This window comes from Candidatus Zixiibacteriota bacterium (assembly GCA_036397555.1).
Classification (GTDB): Bacteria; Zixibacteria; MSB-5A5; order WJJR01; family WJJR01; genus DATKYL01.
Window position 1 is genome coordinate 1 of the sequence record DASWIS010000012.1, and the last position, 15,184, is coordinate 15,184.

General features: G+C 58.2%; 14 protein-coding genes and 1 tRNA gene. 5 read left to right on the forward strand and 10 right to left on the reverse strand.

What is annotated here, in order from left to right:
• Both VGB22_05720 and VGB22_05725 read left to right on the forward strand, forming a co-directional pair.
• Window positions 1-2,344 (forward strand): TonB-dependent receptor (locus tag VGB22_05720; protein ID HEX9750768.1); only part of this gene is annotated, 2,344 nt, incomplete at its 5' end.
• 192 nt (window positions 2,345-2,536) lie between these two features.
• Window positions 2,537-3,529 (forward strand): AIR synthase family protein, encoded by a 993-nt coding sequence (locus tag VGB22_05725; protein HEX9750769.1) that lies wholly within the window; start codon window positions 2,537-2,539, stop codon window positions 3,527-3,529.
• Window positions 3,530-3,542: 13 nt separating this feature from the next.
• Here VGB22_05725 and VGB22_05730 read toward each other — a convergent pair whose 3' ends face one another.
• A complete protein-coding gene (locus tag VGB22_05730; protein HEX9750770.1) occupies window positions 3,543-4,028 on the reverse strand; it encodes a hypothetical protein in 486 nt (161 codons plus the stop codon).
• 201 nt (window positions 4,029-4,229) lie between these two features.
• Window positions 4,230-5,921 (reverse strand): hypothetical protein, encoded by a 1,692-nt coding sequence (locus tag VGB22_05735; protein ID HEX9750771.1) that lies wholly within the window; start codon window positions 5,919-5,921, stop codon window positions 4,230-4,232.
• Between the two features lie 342 nt (window positions 5,922-6,263).
• Between VGB22_05735 and VGB22_05740 the strand changes: the two genes are divergently transcribed.
• Window positions 6,264-6,965 carry a response regulator gene (locus VGB22_05740; protein HEX9750772.1) on the forward strand — a complete coding sequence of 234 codons (702 nt, stop codon included), beginning with the start codon at window positions 6,264-6,266 and terminating at the stop codon, window positions 6,963-6,965.
• Between the two features lie 138 nt (window positions 6,966-7,103).
• Window positions 7,104-7,943 carry a prephenate dehydratase gene (gene pheA / locus VGB22_05745; GenBank protein HEX9750773.1) on the forward strand — a complete coding sequence of 280 codons (840 nt, stop codon included), beginning with the start codon at window positions 7,104-7,106 and terminating at the stop codon, window positions 7,941-7,943.
• Window positions 7,944-7,974: 31 nt separating this feature from the next.
• Here the strand turns inward: pheA and VGB22_05750 are convergent, their stop codons facing one another.
• On the reverse strand, window positions 7,975-8,526 hold the full coding sequence (locus VGB22_05750; protein ID HEX9750774.1) for an HDIG domain-containing protein: 552 nt from the start codon (window positions 8,524-8,526) through the stop codon (window positions 7,975-7,977).
• A gap of 135 nt (window positions 8,527-8,661) precedes the next feature.
• On the opposite strand from VGB22_05750, the gene VGB22_05755 reads away from it, so the two are divergent.
• Window positions 8,662-8,738 (forward strand) — tRNA-Met (locus VGB22_05755).
• Between the two features lie 256 nt (window positions 8,739-8,994).
• Here VGB22_05755 and VGB22_05760 read toward each other — a convergent pair.
• The 7 genes from VGB22_05760 to VGB22_05790 all read right to left on the reverse strand — a co-directional run.
• A complete protein-coding gene (locus tag VGB22_05760; protein ID HEX9750775.1) occupies window positions 8,995-9,702 on the reverse strand; it encodes an NAD(P)-binding domain-containing protein in 708 nt (235 codons plus the stop codon).
• 145 nt (window positions 9,703-9,847) lie between these two features.
• Window positions 9,848-10,183, reverse strand: coding sequence for a helix-turn-helix transcriptional regulator (locus tag VGB22_05765; protein ID HEX9750776.1), 336 nt, complete (start codon window positions 10,181-10,183; stop codon window positions 9,848-9,850).
• Window positions 10,184-10,187: 4 nt separating this feature from the next.
• Window positions 10,188-10,559, reverse strand: coding sequence for a type II toxin-antitoxin system RelE/ParE family toxin (locus tag VGB22_05770; GenBank protein ID HEX9750777.1), 372 nt, complete (start codon window positions 10,557-10,559; stop codon window positions 10,188-10,190).
• A 374-nt stretch (window positions 10,560-10,933) separates the two neighbouring features.
• The gene (locus tag VGB22_05775; protein HEX9750778.1) at window positions 10,934-11,713 is read right to left on the reverse strand and encodes a hypothetical protein; all 780 of its coding nucleotides are present in this window, start codon (window positions 11,711-11,713) and stop codon (window positions 10,934-10,936) included.
• A complete protein-coding gene (locus tag VGB22_05780) occupies window positions 11,703-12,095 on the reverse strand; it encodes a helix-turn-helix transcriptional regulator (GenBank protein HEX9750779.1) in 393 nt (130 codons plus the stop codon). Before VGB22_05780 ends, VGB22_05775 begins: the two co-directional genes overlap by 11 nt.
• A 335-nt stretch (window positions 12,096-12,430) precedes the next feature.
• A complete protein-coding gene (recQ, locus tag VGB22_05785) occupies window positions 12,431-14,623 on the reverse strand; it encodes a DNA helicase RecQ (protein ID HEX9750780.1) in 2,193 nt (730 codons plus the stop codon).
• Between the two features lie 257 nt (window positions 14,624-14,880).
• Window positions 14,881-15,184 (reverse strand): T9SS type A sorting domain-containing protein (locus VGB22_05790; protein ID HEX9750781.1); only part of this gene is annotated, 304 nt, incomplete at its 5' end.

The following is a 15,184-nucleotide window of genomic DNA, read 5'->3' on the forward strand; positions in this document are numbered from 1 at the left end:
CGCGGAAACGATTCGGCGCAGCGGTGACAGCCATGCCGGCGAAGCGATCCAGCGCATCGTCGGTGTCACTGCCGTCGACGACAAGAGACTGGTGGTGCGCGGCATGGCGGGACGCTACTCCACTGTCCAGCTCAACGGCTCTCCGCTTCCCAGTCCCGAGCCGGAATCGCGTGAGGTACCGCTGGATATGTTCCCCGGGGGAATGATTCAGGAACTCATCACTTCAAAGACTTTCACGCCGGACAAACCCGCCAGTTTCACCGGGGGCTCCGTGGACCTCGTGACGAAAGACTACCCATCGCGCTTTACGCTCAATCTCTCCGGAACCGGAACTTACAACAGCGCGACGACGGGAGAACCGCGCCTGACCTTCGATAGGACGCTGAACGGTCTGCCCGACGTGGTCAGGGATGCCGATTTGAACGACCCCGTGCAAAAGGAGTCGGCGGGCGAGGCGCTGGCATTGCACCAGTGGACGCCATCAAATGGTACGACCGCTCCTGCGAATTCGTCGTACAGTGTGAGCGCGGGCAACCGAATGGCGCTGGGGGATGGCGGACTGACATTGGGATTGATGGGATCGTATGTCGTGAATCATTCCAATTCGACGAAGATGGGCCGGTATGCAGAATACCGGGGCGGTGGCGAGCGGATCGGCTTGGACTACAAAACCGAAGAAACAGTGATCACTGATGTTCAAGGGGGGTTGATGAACGTGACACTGGCAATCAACCCGAGTCATCAAATTGCCGCGAAGGGGTTGTACAACAGCCGCGAGGACAGCGAAGCGCGCATCGGCTTCGGCTGGACCGAACAGACGGACAGCGCGATGGAAACGCGCGTTCGATATATCCAGCGCGAGATCAAATCACTTCAGGTGTCGGGATCGCACGCAGTTGACTGGCTGGCGAAGTCGCGCGTCGACTGGAGGTTGACCGGCTCGCAGGCTCTCCGCGACGAACCGATGTCCCGGTCCAATGCGTACAATGTGTTCCATATTGACGATCAGCAATACATCCAGTTTGACGATGGGGGCCTTTCAGGGGCGAATATCTTTACCAGTCTTGCCGACGATGACGCAAATGTGTCGTTAGATTGGGCTTTACCGATGGGGAAGGGCGGGGGAGAGATCAAACTCGGGGCGTTACATCAGGCGAAGGACCGTAACTTCCAGGCGACACGGTTGATTTATTTCTCCCAAGGCGGGCGCGCGCCGATCAACGGCATGGCCGAAGACATCTTCACCACCGAAACCATCGGTCCCGATCGGGATCAGTACGGACTGCGAAGTGCCACGAAAGCCGGCGACCGTTATGACGTCGACGATCACAATAGCGCTGTTTATACCATGGCCCAGATTCCACTTTTGAAGCGATTTCGATTGATTGCCGGCGCCCGCTTCGAAGACAATGAGATGACCCTGCACACCGATCAGAACACGGGCACCGGTTTCGACGGCATCGTTCGTCTCAAAACCGTCGACTGGTTTCCGATGGCCAGTGTTGTGTGGCGGGCTACTGATCGCATGAATTTCCGCGCGGTCGTCAGCCGCACACTGGCCCGCCCGGAGTACCGTGAGCTCGCCCCATACTTCTTCCAGGACTTTTCCAATGGACGCGCGGTCCGAGGCAATCCCGATCTGACGACATCCTACATCAAGAACTATGATCTGCGTTGGGAAGTCTTCCCGCGCAGCGGAGAGTTGATGGCGGTCAGTTACTTCCGGAAGGATTTTACACGGCCCATCGAGAGCCACGCCGACCCGGCCCATGGCGGTGAATCAACCGCGCCATTGACGTGGAAGAACTCGGCGTCCGCCTCCTCGCGTGGGGTGGAACTCGAAGCGCGCAAATCCCTGGGTTTTGTGTCCGAACTGTTGCAAGGTCTACAAGTCGGCGGGAGCGTCGCGATCATTGACTCAAAGGTCGAGGACTCGCTGATCTCCGTTGAAACCGGCGAGCCGACCAAAGTCTCAACAGAGCGTCCGCTGACTGGTGAGTCTCCCTATGTCATCAACCTGATCATCTCATACACGCAACCCAATTCAGGGACCGATGCCGCGTTGCTGTACAATGCCTTCGGCGATCGCCTTGTCATGGTGGGTGCCTATGCCTCAGATCCACCTTACTATGAACAGACCCGGCACGGACTCGATTTCACGTTCTCGCAACGGGTGTGGCAGTACGTTTCTCTTAAGTTTGGGGCCAAGAATATCCTCGATGAAGACTATGTCGTCACCCAGACTATTGGAGTTACTCAGGGGGCCGGGGCCCGGAGAAGCAATGTAATAGAGCAGTATGAGATCGGCCGCAGTTTCTCGCTCGGGATCACCTGGAGTCTGTAGTCCGCCACGCAGGAACGTCAGTTGTCATCGATCTTTATCACCGGACGGTCTCGGAAACGGGGCCGGCTGGGTGTTTGTTGTCGGGCACCGACTCCATACATTCCGATTGTGGAGCATTCCCAACCGCCTGCCCCGCCGGGGAAGATTTCATCTGGCGTTTTCGAGCGGGTGATACGCCCGCGGTGCGGGCGCATGCGTGGCGAGGTCATCGTTGGGCCCCAATCAGGTGTCGATGTCGGTGTCGTCGACATTGGCCACGATCAGGTCGCCGTTTTGACGACTGACCCGCTCTACATCTTTCCACCCTTCGGCTGGGACCGTGCCGCGTGGTGTGCCATTCACATCATCGCGTCTGACGCGTTCACGTCCGGGATCGCCCCTCAGTACATGTCGATCGATCTGACTCTGCCGCTCGACACCGATGATCGCGCATTGGAATCGATTTGGACGGCGATTCACTGCGCGTGCGACGACCTCGGAGTCGCCGTCGTTACGGGGCACACCGGTCGCTACGAGGGATGCGAATTCCCGATTGTCGGCTCGGCTACCATGATCGGCATCGGGCCGTCCGGTGGCTACGTTGTTCCGTCAATGGCCCGGGTCGGTGACCACGTCATTGTGACGAAAGGCCCCGCAATCGAAGCAACGGCGACATTGGCCGCCGCTTGTCCCAAACTGGTTGGATCCCGTTGCGGGCAGGACTGTCTGAGACAGGCGCAGGCACTGCTGGAACGGATGAGTGTCGTCGACGATGCCAAAGCTGCGATACAGGCCGGGATTCACGATCGCGGTGTCACCTCGATGCACGACGCCACCGAAGGCGGTCTGTGGAATGCGTTGGCCGAAGTGTCACGTGCCTGCCAATGCGGAATGCGCGTCGACCGCTCGCAAATCCCGATGCCGCAAGCCGTCAGCGAACTCTGCGCTGCGTTCAACCTCGATCCATTTGTTTCCAGCAGCGAGGGAACGCTGGTCATCACTTGCCGACCGGGCAAATCGGCCGACGTGATCAGCATCCTGGGCCAGTCGGGGATCGAAGCGGCGGTCATCGGTGAGATGTGCGGCAAACACTCGGGAGTAATGGTCGCCGAGGGTGCGGTTCTCACCGAGCTTCCGAATGAATTCAGCGACCCGTTCTGGCCGGTGTTGCGTCAGGCGCTGCCAGAGGAAGCGACGCTTGGGTGACCCGGCGCAACACTCAATCCTGTATGCTGACCAGCTTGTAGTTTCCGTTGTCTTCCAACATCGACCCGAAGATCGGCAGCTCGAACTCTGTTCCCGAAGGGTCGCTCACCAGCACCCTTGTTCCTCGGTGCACGATCAGCGTGCCGTATCGGTTCTCCGGCTCCGTAAACTTGACCTCAACCAAATGCAGTTGAAGGCCGCCGTAGTCAGCCAGTGCGCGCCGCACTCCCTTCACGTTATTTTGCTGGTGGAGGTACCCCGCGAACATCAGATCAGTTGTTTCGGGGTTCTGTGCGATCGGCAACTGCGGCACCAGGATGGAATCGTGCTCGAATCGTGTCAGCCGCAAGCTGTCCAGCGTGGCTGCGTCCTCGGCTGCCAGCGCGGCCAGCACGCGGCGACAGGCGTCCTCCGGTGAAGCCGAGGCGTAAGTCAGCCGGGTTTCTCCCGGCGTGGACTTCCCACTGCACCCAGCCAGTGCTATTGCGAGGGCTGCCACAAAGTACCTTGTCAGTTGATTTTGCATGACTTCAACCCCGTTTGCGGCCGCCACCGACCATTCCAGTTCATATCAAAGGCGCATAGAGCGTATCGACAACGATGATAACACAAACCGCTCCCCAATCGATGATTGAGGAGCGGTTCAAACCCAGTGGCCCTGTAGCTTGATCAGCGGGATATGTACGGGCCACATCACGTATTAGAACTGCGAGAAGTCACACCACGGCTCATACCACGGGTCCGGGTCGTTGGCATCCATGGCGCCGATGAAGCACGCGGTCGTATCGAAGCAAGGCCACGCGGCAACGATCGCGTTGAGAATGGCAATGTCACCGGCCTGGCCGCCGACGCCGTCACCGTCCCAATCCTGATCAATCAGGTTGGCACACATGGCGTCCAGTCCGATCGGATTGCCCGGTGTAATAGGACGGAAATCCGGCGGCGTACCGGCAAATGTCGTGTAATCGACATTGGTGAAGATTTCCGGCAAAGCCGGATTGGCGAATGCATTGAAGAACACCTGGTTGTTCGACACCGGGTCAGTGATCACTTCGTACTCGAATGCATCATTGTCCTGTGCGGTATCGGCAACGTCATACCACACCGACTGCGCGATCTTCAGAGAGTCTTCATCGACGAGGCGTTGGGCCGGTGGGTCGTTGTCGATGTCGACGGCCGCACGCCACTTGGTAAACACCGTGTTGTAAATCCATGCCGCGGCGCCGCGACGGATGTGCGCCCCGGCATGCAGCGAAGCACCGGTGTAGTCATGTGCCTGCCCGATCAGTGTCATATTGCTGACGACCGGGTGCATGCGCGGCAGATTCTCGTTGCCGCTCGGGTGGTTGTCCCACTCGAGCCCATTGTGATTCGATGAGGAGTTCTTGGTCGGATCATGGATGGCAATCAGAAACTGGCCGCACCACCGAGCGCCGAGGTCGGAATCGAACGTGTCGTCGTCGCACCCGGAGAGGACCGCGTGACGGACATTGCAGGTGCCGCCGAACCACTCGATGCCATCGTCGGCATTCTGATTAATCTGAATGTACTCAAACAGCGTGCCGTGGCCAACGCCGTTGAGCGTGATCCCATTGAGCTCGTTGTCGGTCGTAAACTCACGTCCGGCAAACTCAACGACCAGATACTTATAACAGCCGCTGTTGTCATCGTCGTTGAGGCCGCCGCCCAATCCCCCGTCTCCTTCGGCCTGATTGAGTCCTCCGGGGTTGTTGTTGACCGCACAGCCATTGATCACAAAGCCACCCCAATCGCCGCGCTCACGTGCACCGGGCGCCAGCATGGACGTAAACGTGATGGGGTTGGTGCGCGATCCGACGATCTGCGCATATCCCGAGCGACGGACGATAAATGCCGCAGGAGTCGCAGACGACGTGTCGCCTTCAACCGTCACCCCGACTTGAACGATCAGGGTATCGGTCTTGTCCGGGCACGTCGTTCCCAGCTCGGCGCGATTTTCGCCGACGCTGGCAATACCGACCACACGATATCTCAATGAATCATCACAGATCAGCCAGCGTGTTCCCGCGCCCAGCCGCCCGGTGAGTGCATAGACACGATTCGGGAATACCGCCTGGCCGTTACGGAACGCGATATCCACGAACTTCACCACATCGAAGACATTGACGACGTTGTCACCAGTGGCATCGTCGGCTCCCAGCCGGCGTGACCGGGGACCATTGCGAAAGGCGATATCGACTGAGCCAACCACGTCAAACACGTTGATGATACCGTCACCGGTCAGATCACCAATCTTCGTTTTGGGAACCGTGTCGCAATCCGGGCACACCTGTGCATCAGCGGATTGAGGCGGGACCATCAGTGCCGCTGCTGCGAATGCTCCCAGGGCGATCATTCTCCAGTTGCGATGCATTTCTCCTCCTTGGGCAAATGCCCGTTGTCCAAAAGCCGCCGACCGCTCGGGCCGGACTGTCGATTAGTTGCTTGTGACTGCCTGGCACAGTCTGACGCGCCTCGAGATGGAGGCCGTCGGCGGCGAATCTGGGTGTGCGGAGTGAAGGACAAATTGTCGGCGCGTTAATATGCGGTAAACCGCCGATCGGGCACTCCTTCGGGCTGGCATGCAGGATGTTCCAACGTCATCGGTGGGACGGAATTTCATGACCGCTTTACACGTTCTTTGCAACATCGGGGCACTGTGGGTCGGTGCGTGTGGTTCCGTTCCGCCGGGACCCGCCATGGGGCGTATGAGTCGATGAACGGGGCAACAGTGTTAGTCGTCGAGGATGAGCGCGATATCCTCGAGGTTATCCGCCACAATCTGGCGCGCGAGGGGTATCGGGTTTTGGAAGCGTCCGACGGGGACGAAGGCCTGCGCAGCGCCCTGGATCACGGCCCCGACCTGGTGGTATTGGACATCATGCTGCCGTCGGTTGATGGAATCGAAGTTTGTCGCCAATTGAAATCCGACCCGGTTACCGCCTCGATTCCCATCATCATGGTCACAGCGCGCTCTGATGACACCGACATCGTCTTGGGTTTGATGACGGGGGCGGATGATTACCTCACCAAGCCGTTTTCTCCCAAGGAATTGGTAGCCCGGGTGCGGGCGGTGCTGCGACGCGGCCGGCCGTCGCTTCCCGAGGCGGGACAGTCTCGCGTATTGCGCAAGGGATTGTCGGTCGACCCCGACCGGCACGAGGTTAAAGTCGATGGACGATCGGTTGCGCTGACCGCGACCGAGTTTCGGTTGTTGCACTTCTTGTCCACCAACCCCGGCCGCGTGTTCTCCCGCGAGCAGCTTCTGCATCGCGCGATCGGTTCGGACGCCGTGGTGATCAAGCGCAACATCGACGTACACATTCGCGGCATTCGCAAAAAACTCGGCGACTACGCCGAATTTGTCGAGACGATTCGCGGCGTCGGATACCGTTTTCGCGACAACGGCACCTCCTGACAGGCGGCTTCGCATCGGAATGCGCTCCCGACACGAATTGCCGTAGTAGTCCGTTCATTGCACTTGCCGCAACGGATCGCACCTGCAACACGGCAATCGGTGTCACATTCAGCGTGTACCGGCCGATAGTACATATGGATGGCACTCAAGAGAGTCGCGTTTCAGGGCGAGCGTGGCGCGTTTTCCGAAACGGCAGTTTCGACACTCATCGGCGGGCGTTTCACACCCGTGCCATGTCCCACATTCGAAGATGTGTTCGCCAGTGTCGCCAAGTGTCGCGCCGACCGGGCGGTGATCCCGATTGAAAACTCACTCGCGGGATCGGTGATTGCCAACTACGATCTGCTTGTCCGTCACAGCCTGCACATCATCGGTGAATCACAACTTCGTGTCGTGCATTGTCTGATGGCAAAGCCGGAGGCAAAGCGGCGGCGGATTGTGCAAGTCTACTCTCATCCGGTGGCATTGGAGCAATGCCGGCGGTTTTTGCGGCGTTACAGGAGGATGAAGCCGATTCCGTACTACGACACCGCCGGTGCGGCACGATTGGTCGCCGAATCGGATGACGACAATATCGCTGCCATTGCCGGGCCACACGCGGCCGCAGCGTATGGACTGCGGATTCTGCGCCGATCCATCGAAGATGACCCGACCAACAGCACGCGCTTTCTGCTATTGGCAAGGCGGCGCTCAGAAGTACGCGGCCGTGCCAAGACGTCGCTCGTGTTTGCACTACCCCACGAGCCGGGGGCACTCTTTAAGGCGCTGTCGGTGTTCGCATTGCGGGACATCAATCTCACCAAGCTCGAATCGCGCCCGTCGCGCTCGCGACGCTGGACGTATCACTTCCATGTCGACATTGAAGGCAACGCGAACGACAAAAACATCCGCAACGCCTTATCCCACCTGCAGGAGACGGCGCCGTTTCTGAAAGTGCTGGGGAGTTATCCGATACGGGTGCGAGTAAGCCCGCAGTGACCGAACAGCGTGATTTCTCTGCAAAGCGGACTTACAACTCCAATCGATCCGCAATCTGAGCCATCGCATCGCGGACGCAGGCGATGTGTTCGTCGAGATCGACGCCGAGTGCCGCAGCGCCGTTGACGATGTCGTCGCGGGAGACCTGCGCGGCGAACGACTTCTGTTTGAGCTTCTTCCTCACCGACGACACCTCGACCGACGCAATCTTCTTGTCAGGACGCACGAGTGCGCACGCGGTCAGAAATCCGGTCAGTTCGTCGCAGGCGAAGAGTGCTTTGTCTCGCGGCGTCGTGCGCGGCACACCGGTATAGTCCGCATGCGACATGATCGTTGTGATCCAATCCTCAGTAATTCCCTTGCTCCTCAGAATCTCCGCGCCGCGAAACGGATGATCTTCGCGCGACGGCCATCGTTCATAATCGAAATCGTGCAAAAGGCCGATCGTGCCCCAAGACTCCTCGTCGGCTCCGAAACGGCGCGCATAAGCGCGCATCGACGCCTCAACAGACAGCATGTGTTTGATGAGCGACGGGTTCTTCGTGTATTCGTTCAGCAGCTTCCAAGCCGTGTCGCGGTCCATGGCGTCGCCCCCCCCGGAACATCTGCCTCATTGTAGCCGGAGGGAGGGGAGTATTCAATGTCAGATCGAGGAGACTGGTAAGACGCCGGAAGCCCTTGACTTAGGCGCCCCAACCGCGTTTGATGATAATCTGGCCGCGGGGTGGAGCAGTCTGGTAGCTCGTCGGGCTCATAACCCGAAGGTCGCAGGTTCAAATCCTGCCCCCGCTACCAAAATCACGACATCAGCGTTGACTAAGGAGCTGACGGGCTCATAATCCGCCGCGGCGGATCGCAGGTTTCCCTCGACTTTGCTCGGGGCTGCGCCTCGCGCTGCGCGCGCGGCCTGCAAATCCTGCCCCCGCTACCAAACTTCACTCCTTGAAGTGGCAACACTGGGGAGTTTTCATCCTTTGAGAATTCGTCTCAAAATGGCCGTTTTCTAGCGGTTTCCTTCTCTGTTCGCGATGTGTAATACATTGTTACCCGTTCATCTTGATGTCTGCGCTGCCATTTGCCTTCTGATTTCAGCTTCTCGATCGGCACGATACTCGGCGATCCGGCTCCGATCAGCCTCGGCGAGTGCACGCCGCAGCGCGGTTGCATCAAGGTCTCGACAATAAGCCGGCGTTCCGGTCTGCTGCCGCCAAGAGTCATCCAGAGCGCCGCTATCGACGGGGTCGAAGCCGAGATCGTCAACAAGCCTGAGTACGACCGCCTTGGCCTCAGATGAATCGCCGGCTACCGGTAGAGCAATCCGCCCCGTTGCACCCCTCGGCACACCCTTGTTCAGGAGACTATCGGCAAGAATGTTGTTGAACGCCTTAATCACGGGATGCCCAACTTGCTCTGCGACCCATTGACTGTCGAGCATGCCCCGGTCGATCGCGTTAATGCGACCGTCTCGCAATTCTGGATGGTAATTGCCGATGTCGATCACAACGCAACTACTCGGGGCATCTGCGAACAGCCCATGCGGAAGATCGGGGAGAGCCCTTGTTGGGACCGCGAGGATGACGACATCCACTGCTCTGGCGGCATCGACGACAGTTACGGGTCGTGCGCCGATCTCGGTCGCCAACGCCGTCAGGCTCTGGGGACCTCTAGAGTTTGCGATTGAGACTCGATGACCAAGTGCGGCGAGGTGGCGCGCAAGTATTTGTCCCATGCTCCCCGCTCCGATGATTCCGATTTTCATGTAGATTGTCCTCTACTTTCGCTGACAGAGCCAGGCATTTCGAATCTTGGATTTGTAGAGTGTCACCGGTACAGCCATTCCTTACCATGTCGGGTTCGCATCAATCGCAAATTCTTCAATCGGTCCGCCGGGGGACAGATTGGGTTCAGCTCGCAGGATCCATCACCTTCCTACGAAACAGAGGTCTGATCCGTACATCAACTCGACAGTTTAGTGCCGCAGCAATCCGCTGCAGCATCGACAACGAATGCCCCTGATAATCTGAATCCTCCAACTGGCAGATCACAGACGCCGACGTACCGACCATCTTCGCCAGTTCTCGCTGTGTCAGGCCCGCTTTGGTGCGGAGATCGTATATAGCTTGGGCAATATCCATGTTGACGCGCTCCTGCTCGAGCCGTGCACGTGCCTTAGGGTCGGGGCCAATGTAGCGGTCATACAGATACTTCAGTGTCTTCGATTGTGGTTTTCTGGCCGTCATATCATTACTCCAGTCTGGAAGTATGTCGTGAAGGAGAGGATTGGAATCTGATTTTTCGATCTATCGCACGACTAATCTCCCGCGTCGGAACTCTTGCTTCTTGCTTGGAGAATCCGTGCGAGACGATTACTACGGACGCACCCTGAAAGAAGTACAACATCCGATAGTTGACTCCGAGGTGCTTTGCCCTGAGTTCATAGATTCCCTCGCCCAAGGTGTCCGTCAGCGGTCGGCGAAGATCGAGTCCGAACTCTTCCAACCGCGAAAGCCGAGCGAAGCAGATTGCTCGCGCGCTTGCTGTCAGCCCCTCGAGCCATTCTAAGAGCGGGACTGTGCCATCGTCTTCACGAAAGAGGATCAAGTCAGCTCTTGGCACTCATCCCCTCCCATGTTCGTAATTTTACGAACAACATTCGTCATCTGTTTGAGCTTTCCTTTCTAACGGATTTCTAACAAAACACGCCAAAGCGCTACAAAAAACGACAAAACACCAGACAGGGCAACTCCAGCTAACATATTGCTGGAGTTGCCCTTTGGTGTCTGGTGTTGTCTGCTGGCTTACGATCAGAAACGGCTCATACTCCGAAGGTCGGAGGTTTCCTTCGACTCCGCTCAGGACTTCGCAAATCCTGCCCCCGCTACCAATTCTGAAGACAATCCCTCTGTAGTGTGCTCCGAGATCCAATTCCGCCGTAACCGGATGGGACATCCGACACTTGGCGTACGAAACCGCTACTGAAGCCGTCGGTTCTAAGTCGGGTGCGTGGCGCTGGCGCGTCGAAACAACACCGCAGATAAGCCAAACAAGGCGACGAAGTACGTATTCAGAATTAACACACCCACCACACCCATGAGTGCTTCCGTGGAGTTGACTGCGGGCTTCTTGATAATCATCGCAATCACGGGGACCAGCGCTTGAGCGAGCGCCGTTGCAAACAACGCGCGTGCCATTCCATTCGGCCGGAAACGCGCGATGAGGGCGCCGAAGAATCCGACGAGGGGCACGGCGAAATACATCGTGTTGACGGGGTTGTCCTCCGACCCGATCAGCCCGACGGCCAGATTCAGCCAGAAGAGGATGAGTGCTGTCACAACCGCAACACCAACGGCGGCCCGGTACACGCTATTGCCTGTCATTCTTGCTCCCAGCTCATACGCGAGGCCAGTGCCGGCCAGGAGGACGCCAGCGACAACGAAATCAAAGAGGGTCCAGTCCACTTCATCGGTGAACTGCATCGCGATCAAAGGCACAAGCAGAATGGCCGTTATCGCGAGCACAATGCCGATGAGTCTTTTGTTTCGCATCGTAGTAACCGTCATCCTTTCTCGAATCATTCCTGCGGACGTTTCGACGAACATCCAGAGCGCGCAGCCGAACAATCCTCTTTCTTCCTCTGCGCGCTCTCGAAGAAGATCGTTGAAGGTTTGTTCAATGCCCTCGCCGAAGCGCGCGCTGTACGGCGTTGGGTAGAGGCGAAGCAGTTTCGCATACCAGTTTCGGTATCGACGTATTGAGTGTTCAGATGCCATAGGCGATTGCGTTTGGCGAAAGCCGTTCTTGTTTGGCAACTGCAACGACCTCGCGGTAACGCTCCAACTCAGCCGCGAGCGCCCTCTGGCCTAGGCCGGTGATTTTATAGTACACTCGCCGTTCATCGTCCATGTCGGGGTCCACTTTCTTCTCGCTCTCGCAGATCAAGCCGGCCACGAGCATGCGACCCAGCGAGCCGTAGAGCGTTCCCGGTCCCATCTTTACTCTTCCCTGCGAATCGGCTCTCACTCGCTTCATGATTCCGTAGCCATGTCGCTCTCCTGTCGAGAGCGCGAGGAGGATATGAAGCACCGCCGGAGTGAGGGGCGCTCTGGCATTGTTCGTTGCCATCCTCCGAGAATATATCCGTAGCGGATACATATCAAGCGATTCTTTCCAACACTTTGTTCTACTAGACACGCCAATAGGTTGGAAAAAACACGAATGCACCAAACAGGGCAATCCCGGCTATATCTTTTCCGGCATTGCCCGGTGGTGTCTGGTTCTGTTTGCTGGCTTACGTCCTGAAGCGGCTCAGAACCCGAAGGTCGCAGGTTTCCCTCGACAAGCTTGAGACTTCGCGAATCCTGCCCACACTACCAACGTAGCGCAGGCATAGTGTAACCGCGACAATCGTTCGGGCCACACTTCAGGACTTACTTCTTAAGGGGCGTTCCCTGCCTCGCTGCCGCTCTCGATCGTACGCACTCCCCGGTTCACGACCGGCGCCGTCCGAGTCCCTTTCGGGCGCGGTTGCGGAGGCAGGCGCGGCAGATTCGGATTGAGTCGTAGGAGATTGACTCGCCGAGGTCATCGAAGAGCGGCTTGAGCCGTTCGATGCCGACTCGTTCGACTGCGGCGCGGACTTTGATGAAAGTTTGATCATCGACCCAGGGGGATGGTGAATCGATCCGATTGCGGTTGATGTAATCGTCGAGATAACCGGCGACCGTTGCCGAAGCCCGACCGACCTGTGCCGCAACATCTTCGAGCGCCAGCTCCTTCTCGAACAGCGCAAACGCCCGCCTTTGCGCATCGCTGGAGATCGGCTTCGGCGGTATGTCGACCCGCGAATCTGTCAACACCGGCTTTGACGTCAAATCGGTCGGCAATTTCTTGCGTTCGCACCACTGAACGATACACTGGAGAAACTGCCGTCCGAATTCCCGGCACTTTTTCTCACCCACACCACTGATCTTCAGAAACGCGGCCAATGTACCCGGACGCTTCAATGCGATGTCACGCAGCGTGGCATCGCTGAAAACGACGAATGCCGGGACATTGCGCTCGTCGGCCAAGGCACGTCGCAGCTTCCGAAGCGACTCAAACAACTCCCGGTCGACTCCGGACAATTCCTGTTGCGGGACGGCGGCGGATTGACCGGCCCTCAGAGGTGTCTGTCTGAGACGCGGCGAGTTCTGTCCGCGCAGCACCGACCAACCTTTATCGGTCACCTGCAGGATTCGCCCATCGGAATCGTGCTCCAGAAGTTTTTGCGCCTGCAACTGTCCAATCCAATCACGAACAGCGTGAACGTCTGCATCAGAAAGGATTCCGTATGTGCTCAGTCGATTATCGCCGGACTGCGCGATCTGCGGGTCCCGTGTACCAATCAAGACATTGGCGAGGTAATCGGGACTTTCCGGCCGGCGCAGCCGAACGACACACGAAAGAATCTTCTGTGCCGTGATCAGCGGATCGGCGAACGCGTCCTGTTCGCTCAAGCAGATGTCGCAGGCGCCGCAATTGGACGGTTCATAGTCCTGATCGAAATTTCTGACGAGCGCCTTGTGTCGGCACACCGAACTCTCGCAAAACCGCGACATCAATTTGAGTTTTTGCAGTGCCGCCGCCCGCACATCCGGAACCAGTTCATTCATCATGCGTTTCCAGAGAATAAAATCTCCCGGCGACCACAAGAGAACGCACTCTGACGGCAGGCCGTCGCGTCCGGACCGACCCGCTTCCTGCTGATAGTTTTCAAGCGTCTTGGGCGCCCCGGCGTGGATGACATAACGGACATTCGATTTGTCGATTCCCATCCCGAATGCGACCGTCGCAACAATGATGTCGGTCTCATCGCGAAGGAAGGCGTTTTGATTGCGTTGGCGATCGGTGTTCTCCAGCCCGGCATGGTAGGGCAGCGCACGACATCCCGCGTCACGCAGAGAGCCGCACAGATCATCGACGTTGCGGCGGCTGATGCAATAGATGATCCCCGACTCTCCAGGGTGCCGTTCGATGACCGAACAAATCTGATCCCACTTCTTGACGCGCCGCTCAACCCGATAGGTGAGATTGGGGCGATCGAAGGATCCGACCAGAACGGTGGGATCACGCAGTCCCAGTTGTGTGGCGATGTCCTGCCGCACCCGACGAGTCGCGGTGGCGGTGAAGGCGTGAATCCCGGCATCAGGAAACTCGCGACGCAGGAGCGCCAGTCTCCGATAGTCGGGGCGGAATTCATGACCCCAGGTGCTGATACAGTGCGCCTCGTCAATGGCGAAGAATGCCGGGTTCAGTGCGCGGAGCATGTTTGTGAATCCGCCCGCACCCAGCCGCTCCGGTGCGACATACAACAGCTTGACCCGTCCCGACTTCAGTTCATCGGCGACGCCACGTTGCTCCGGTGCGCTTTGCATGCTGTTCAAACACGCCGCCGGCACGCCGCACTCGCGCAACGCATCGGTCTGATCTTTCATCAAAGACAGAAGAGGCGAGACCACGACGGCGGTGCCGCGCATCGCCAAGATCGGTGCCTGGTAACAAAGCGATTTTCCGCCGCCGGTCGGGAGCACGACCAGTGAGTCGCGCCTTGTGAGAACGCTGTCAATGGCCTCGGCCTGCAATGGCCGGAACGAATCATAGCCCCAGTGTTTGCGCAGGATGGGAAGGACCGTATCGAGCATGGTTCCTGCTGGATGAAATCAAGGACCCGCAGTAAACACCGATTCAATCGGATTGGTCAATCATCATTCGGAGAAAGTGATATGGACCGTCCACGATGGAGCGGTGATGATTTTGCGGGTACGGTGTTGCGCAATTACCGACACGATCAGAACGTTCTGTCTGGGGCTCCCTTGCGAAACCCGAATTGAAAACCCCCCTGCCCCGTGTGAGATCACGGGGCAGGGGGTTGTGTTGTCGTACGCGGTGATGTGTGGCGCTACTTCATCAGCGTCATCTTGCGGGTGGCGACGAAGCCGCCCGATGAGATGCGGTAGAAGTACACACCCGACGCCACCGGCTGACCACGCTCGTCACGCCCGTCCCAACTGAGCTGCTGACGGCCCGCTTCCGAGTGGCCGGTGTAGCCACGGATCGACTGGCCCGCCACGTTGTACACCGTCACGCTCCAGTCTCCCGCCTCGGGCAGATCGAACGGTATCACCGTCCCCGCATTGAACGGGTTCGGATAATTCTGGCCCAGCGCGTACTGCGTCGGACGCTGGATCAACGCCGCCTGGCTG

Excerpts from the sequence above, each read along its gene's own strand:
- VGB22_05725 (HEX9750769.1), top strand. The coding sequence starts at position 2,537 with ATGCGTGGCGAGGTCATCGTTGGGCCCCAATCAGGTGTCGATGTCGGT.
- VGB22_05735 (HEX9750771.1), bottom strand. The coding sequence starts at position 5,921 with ATGCATCGCAACTGGAGAATGATCGCCCTGGGAGCATTCGCAGCAGCG.
- VGB22_05740 (HEX9750772.1), top strand. The coding sequence starts at position 6,264 with ATGAACGGGGCAACAGTGTTAGTCGTCGAGGATGAGCGCGATATCCTC.
- pheA (HEX9750773.1), top strand. The coding sequence starts at position 7,104 with ATGGCACTCAAGAGAGTCGCGTTTCAGGGCGAGCGTGGCGCGTTTTCC.
- VGB22_05750 (HEX9750774.1), bottom strand. The coding sequence starts at position 8,526 with ATGGACCGCGACACGGCTTGGAAGCTGCTGAACGAATACACGAAGAAC.
- VGB22_05760 (HEX9750775.1), bottom strand. The coding sequence starts at position 9,702 with ATGAAAATCGGAATCATCGGAGCGGGGAGCATGGGACAAATACTTGCG.
- VGB22_05765 (HEX9750776.1), bottom strand. The coding sequence starts at position 10,183 with ATGACGGCCAGAAAACCACAATCGAAGACACTGAAGTATCTGTATGAC.
- VGB22_05775 (HEX9750778.1), bottom strand. The coding sequence starts at position 11,713 with ATGGCATCTGAACACTCAATACGTCGATACCGAAACTGGTATGCGAAA.
- VGB22_05780 (HEX9750779.1), bottom strand. The coding sequence starts at position 12,095 with ATGTATCCGCTACGGATATATTCTCGGAGGATGGCAACGAACAATGCC.
- recQ (HEX9750780.1), bottom strand. The coding sequence starts at position 14,623 with ATGCTCGATACGGTCCTTCCCATCCTGCGCAAACACTGGGGCTATGAT.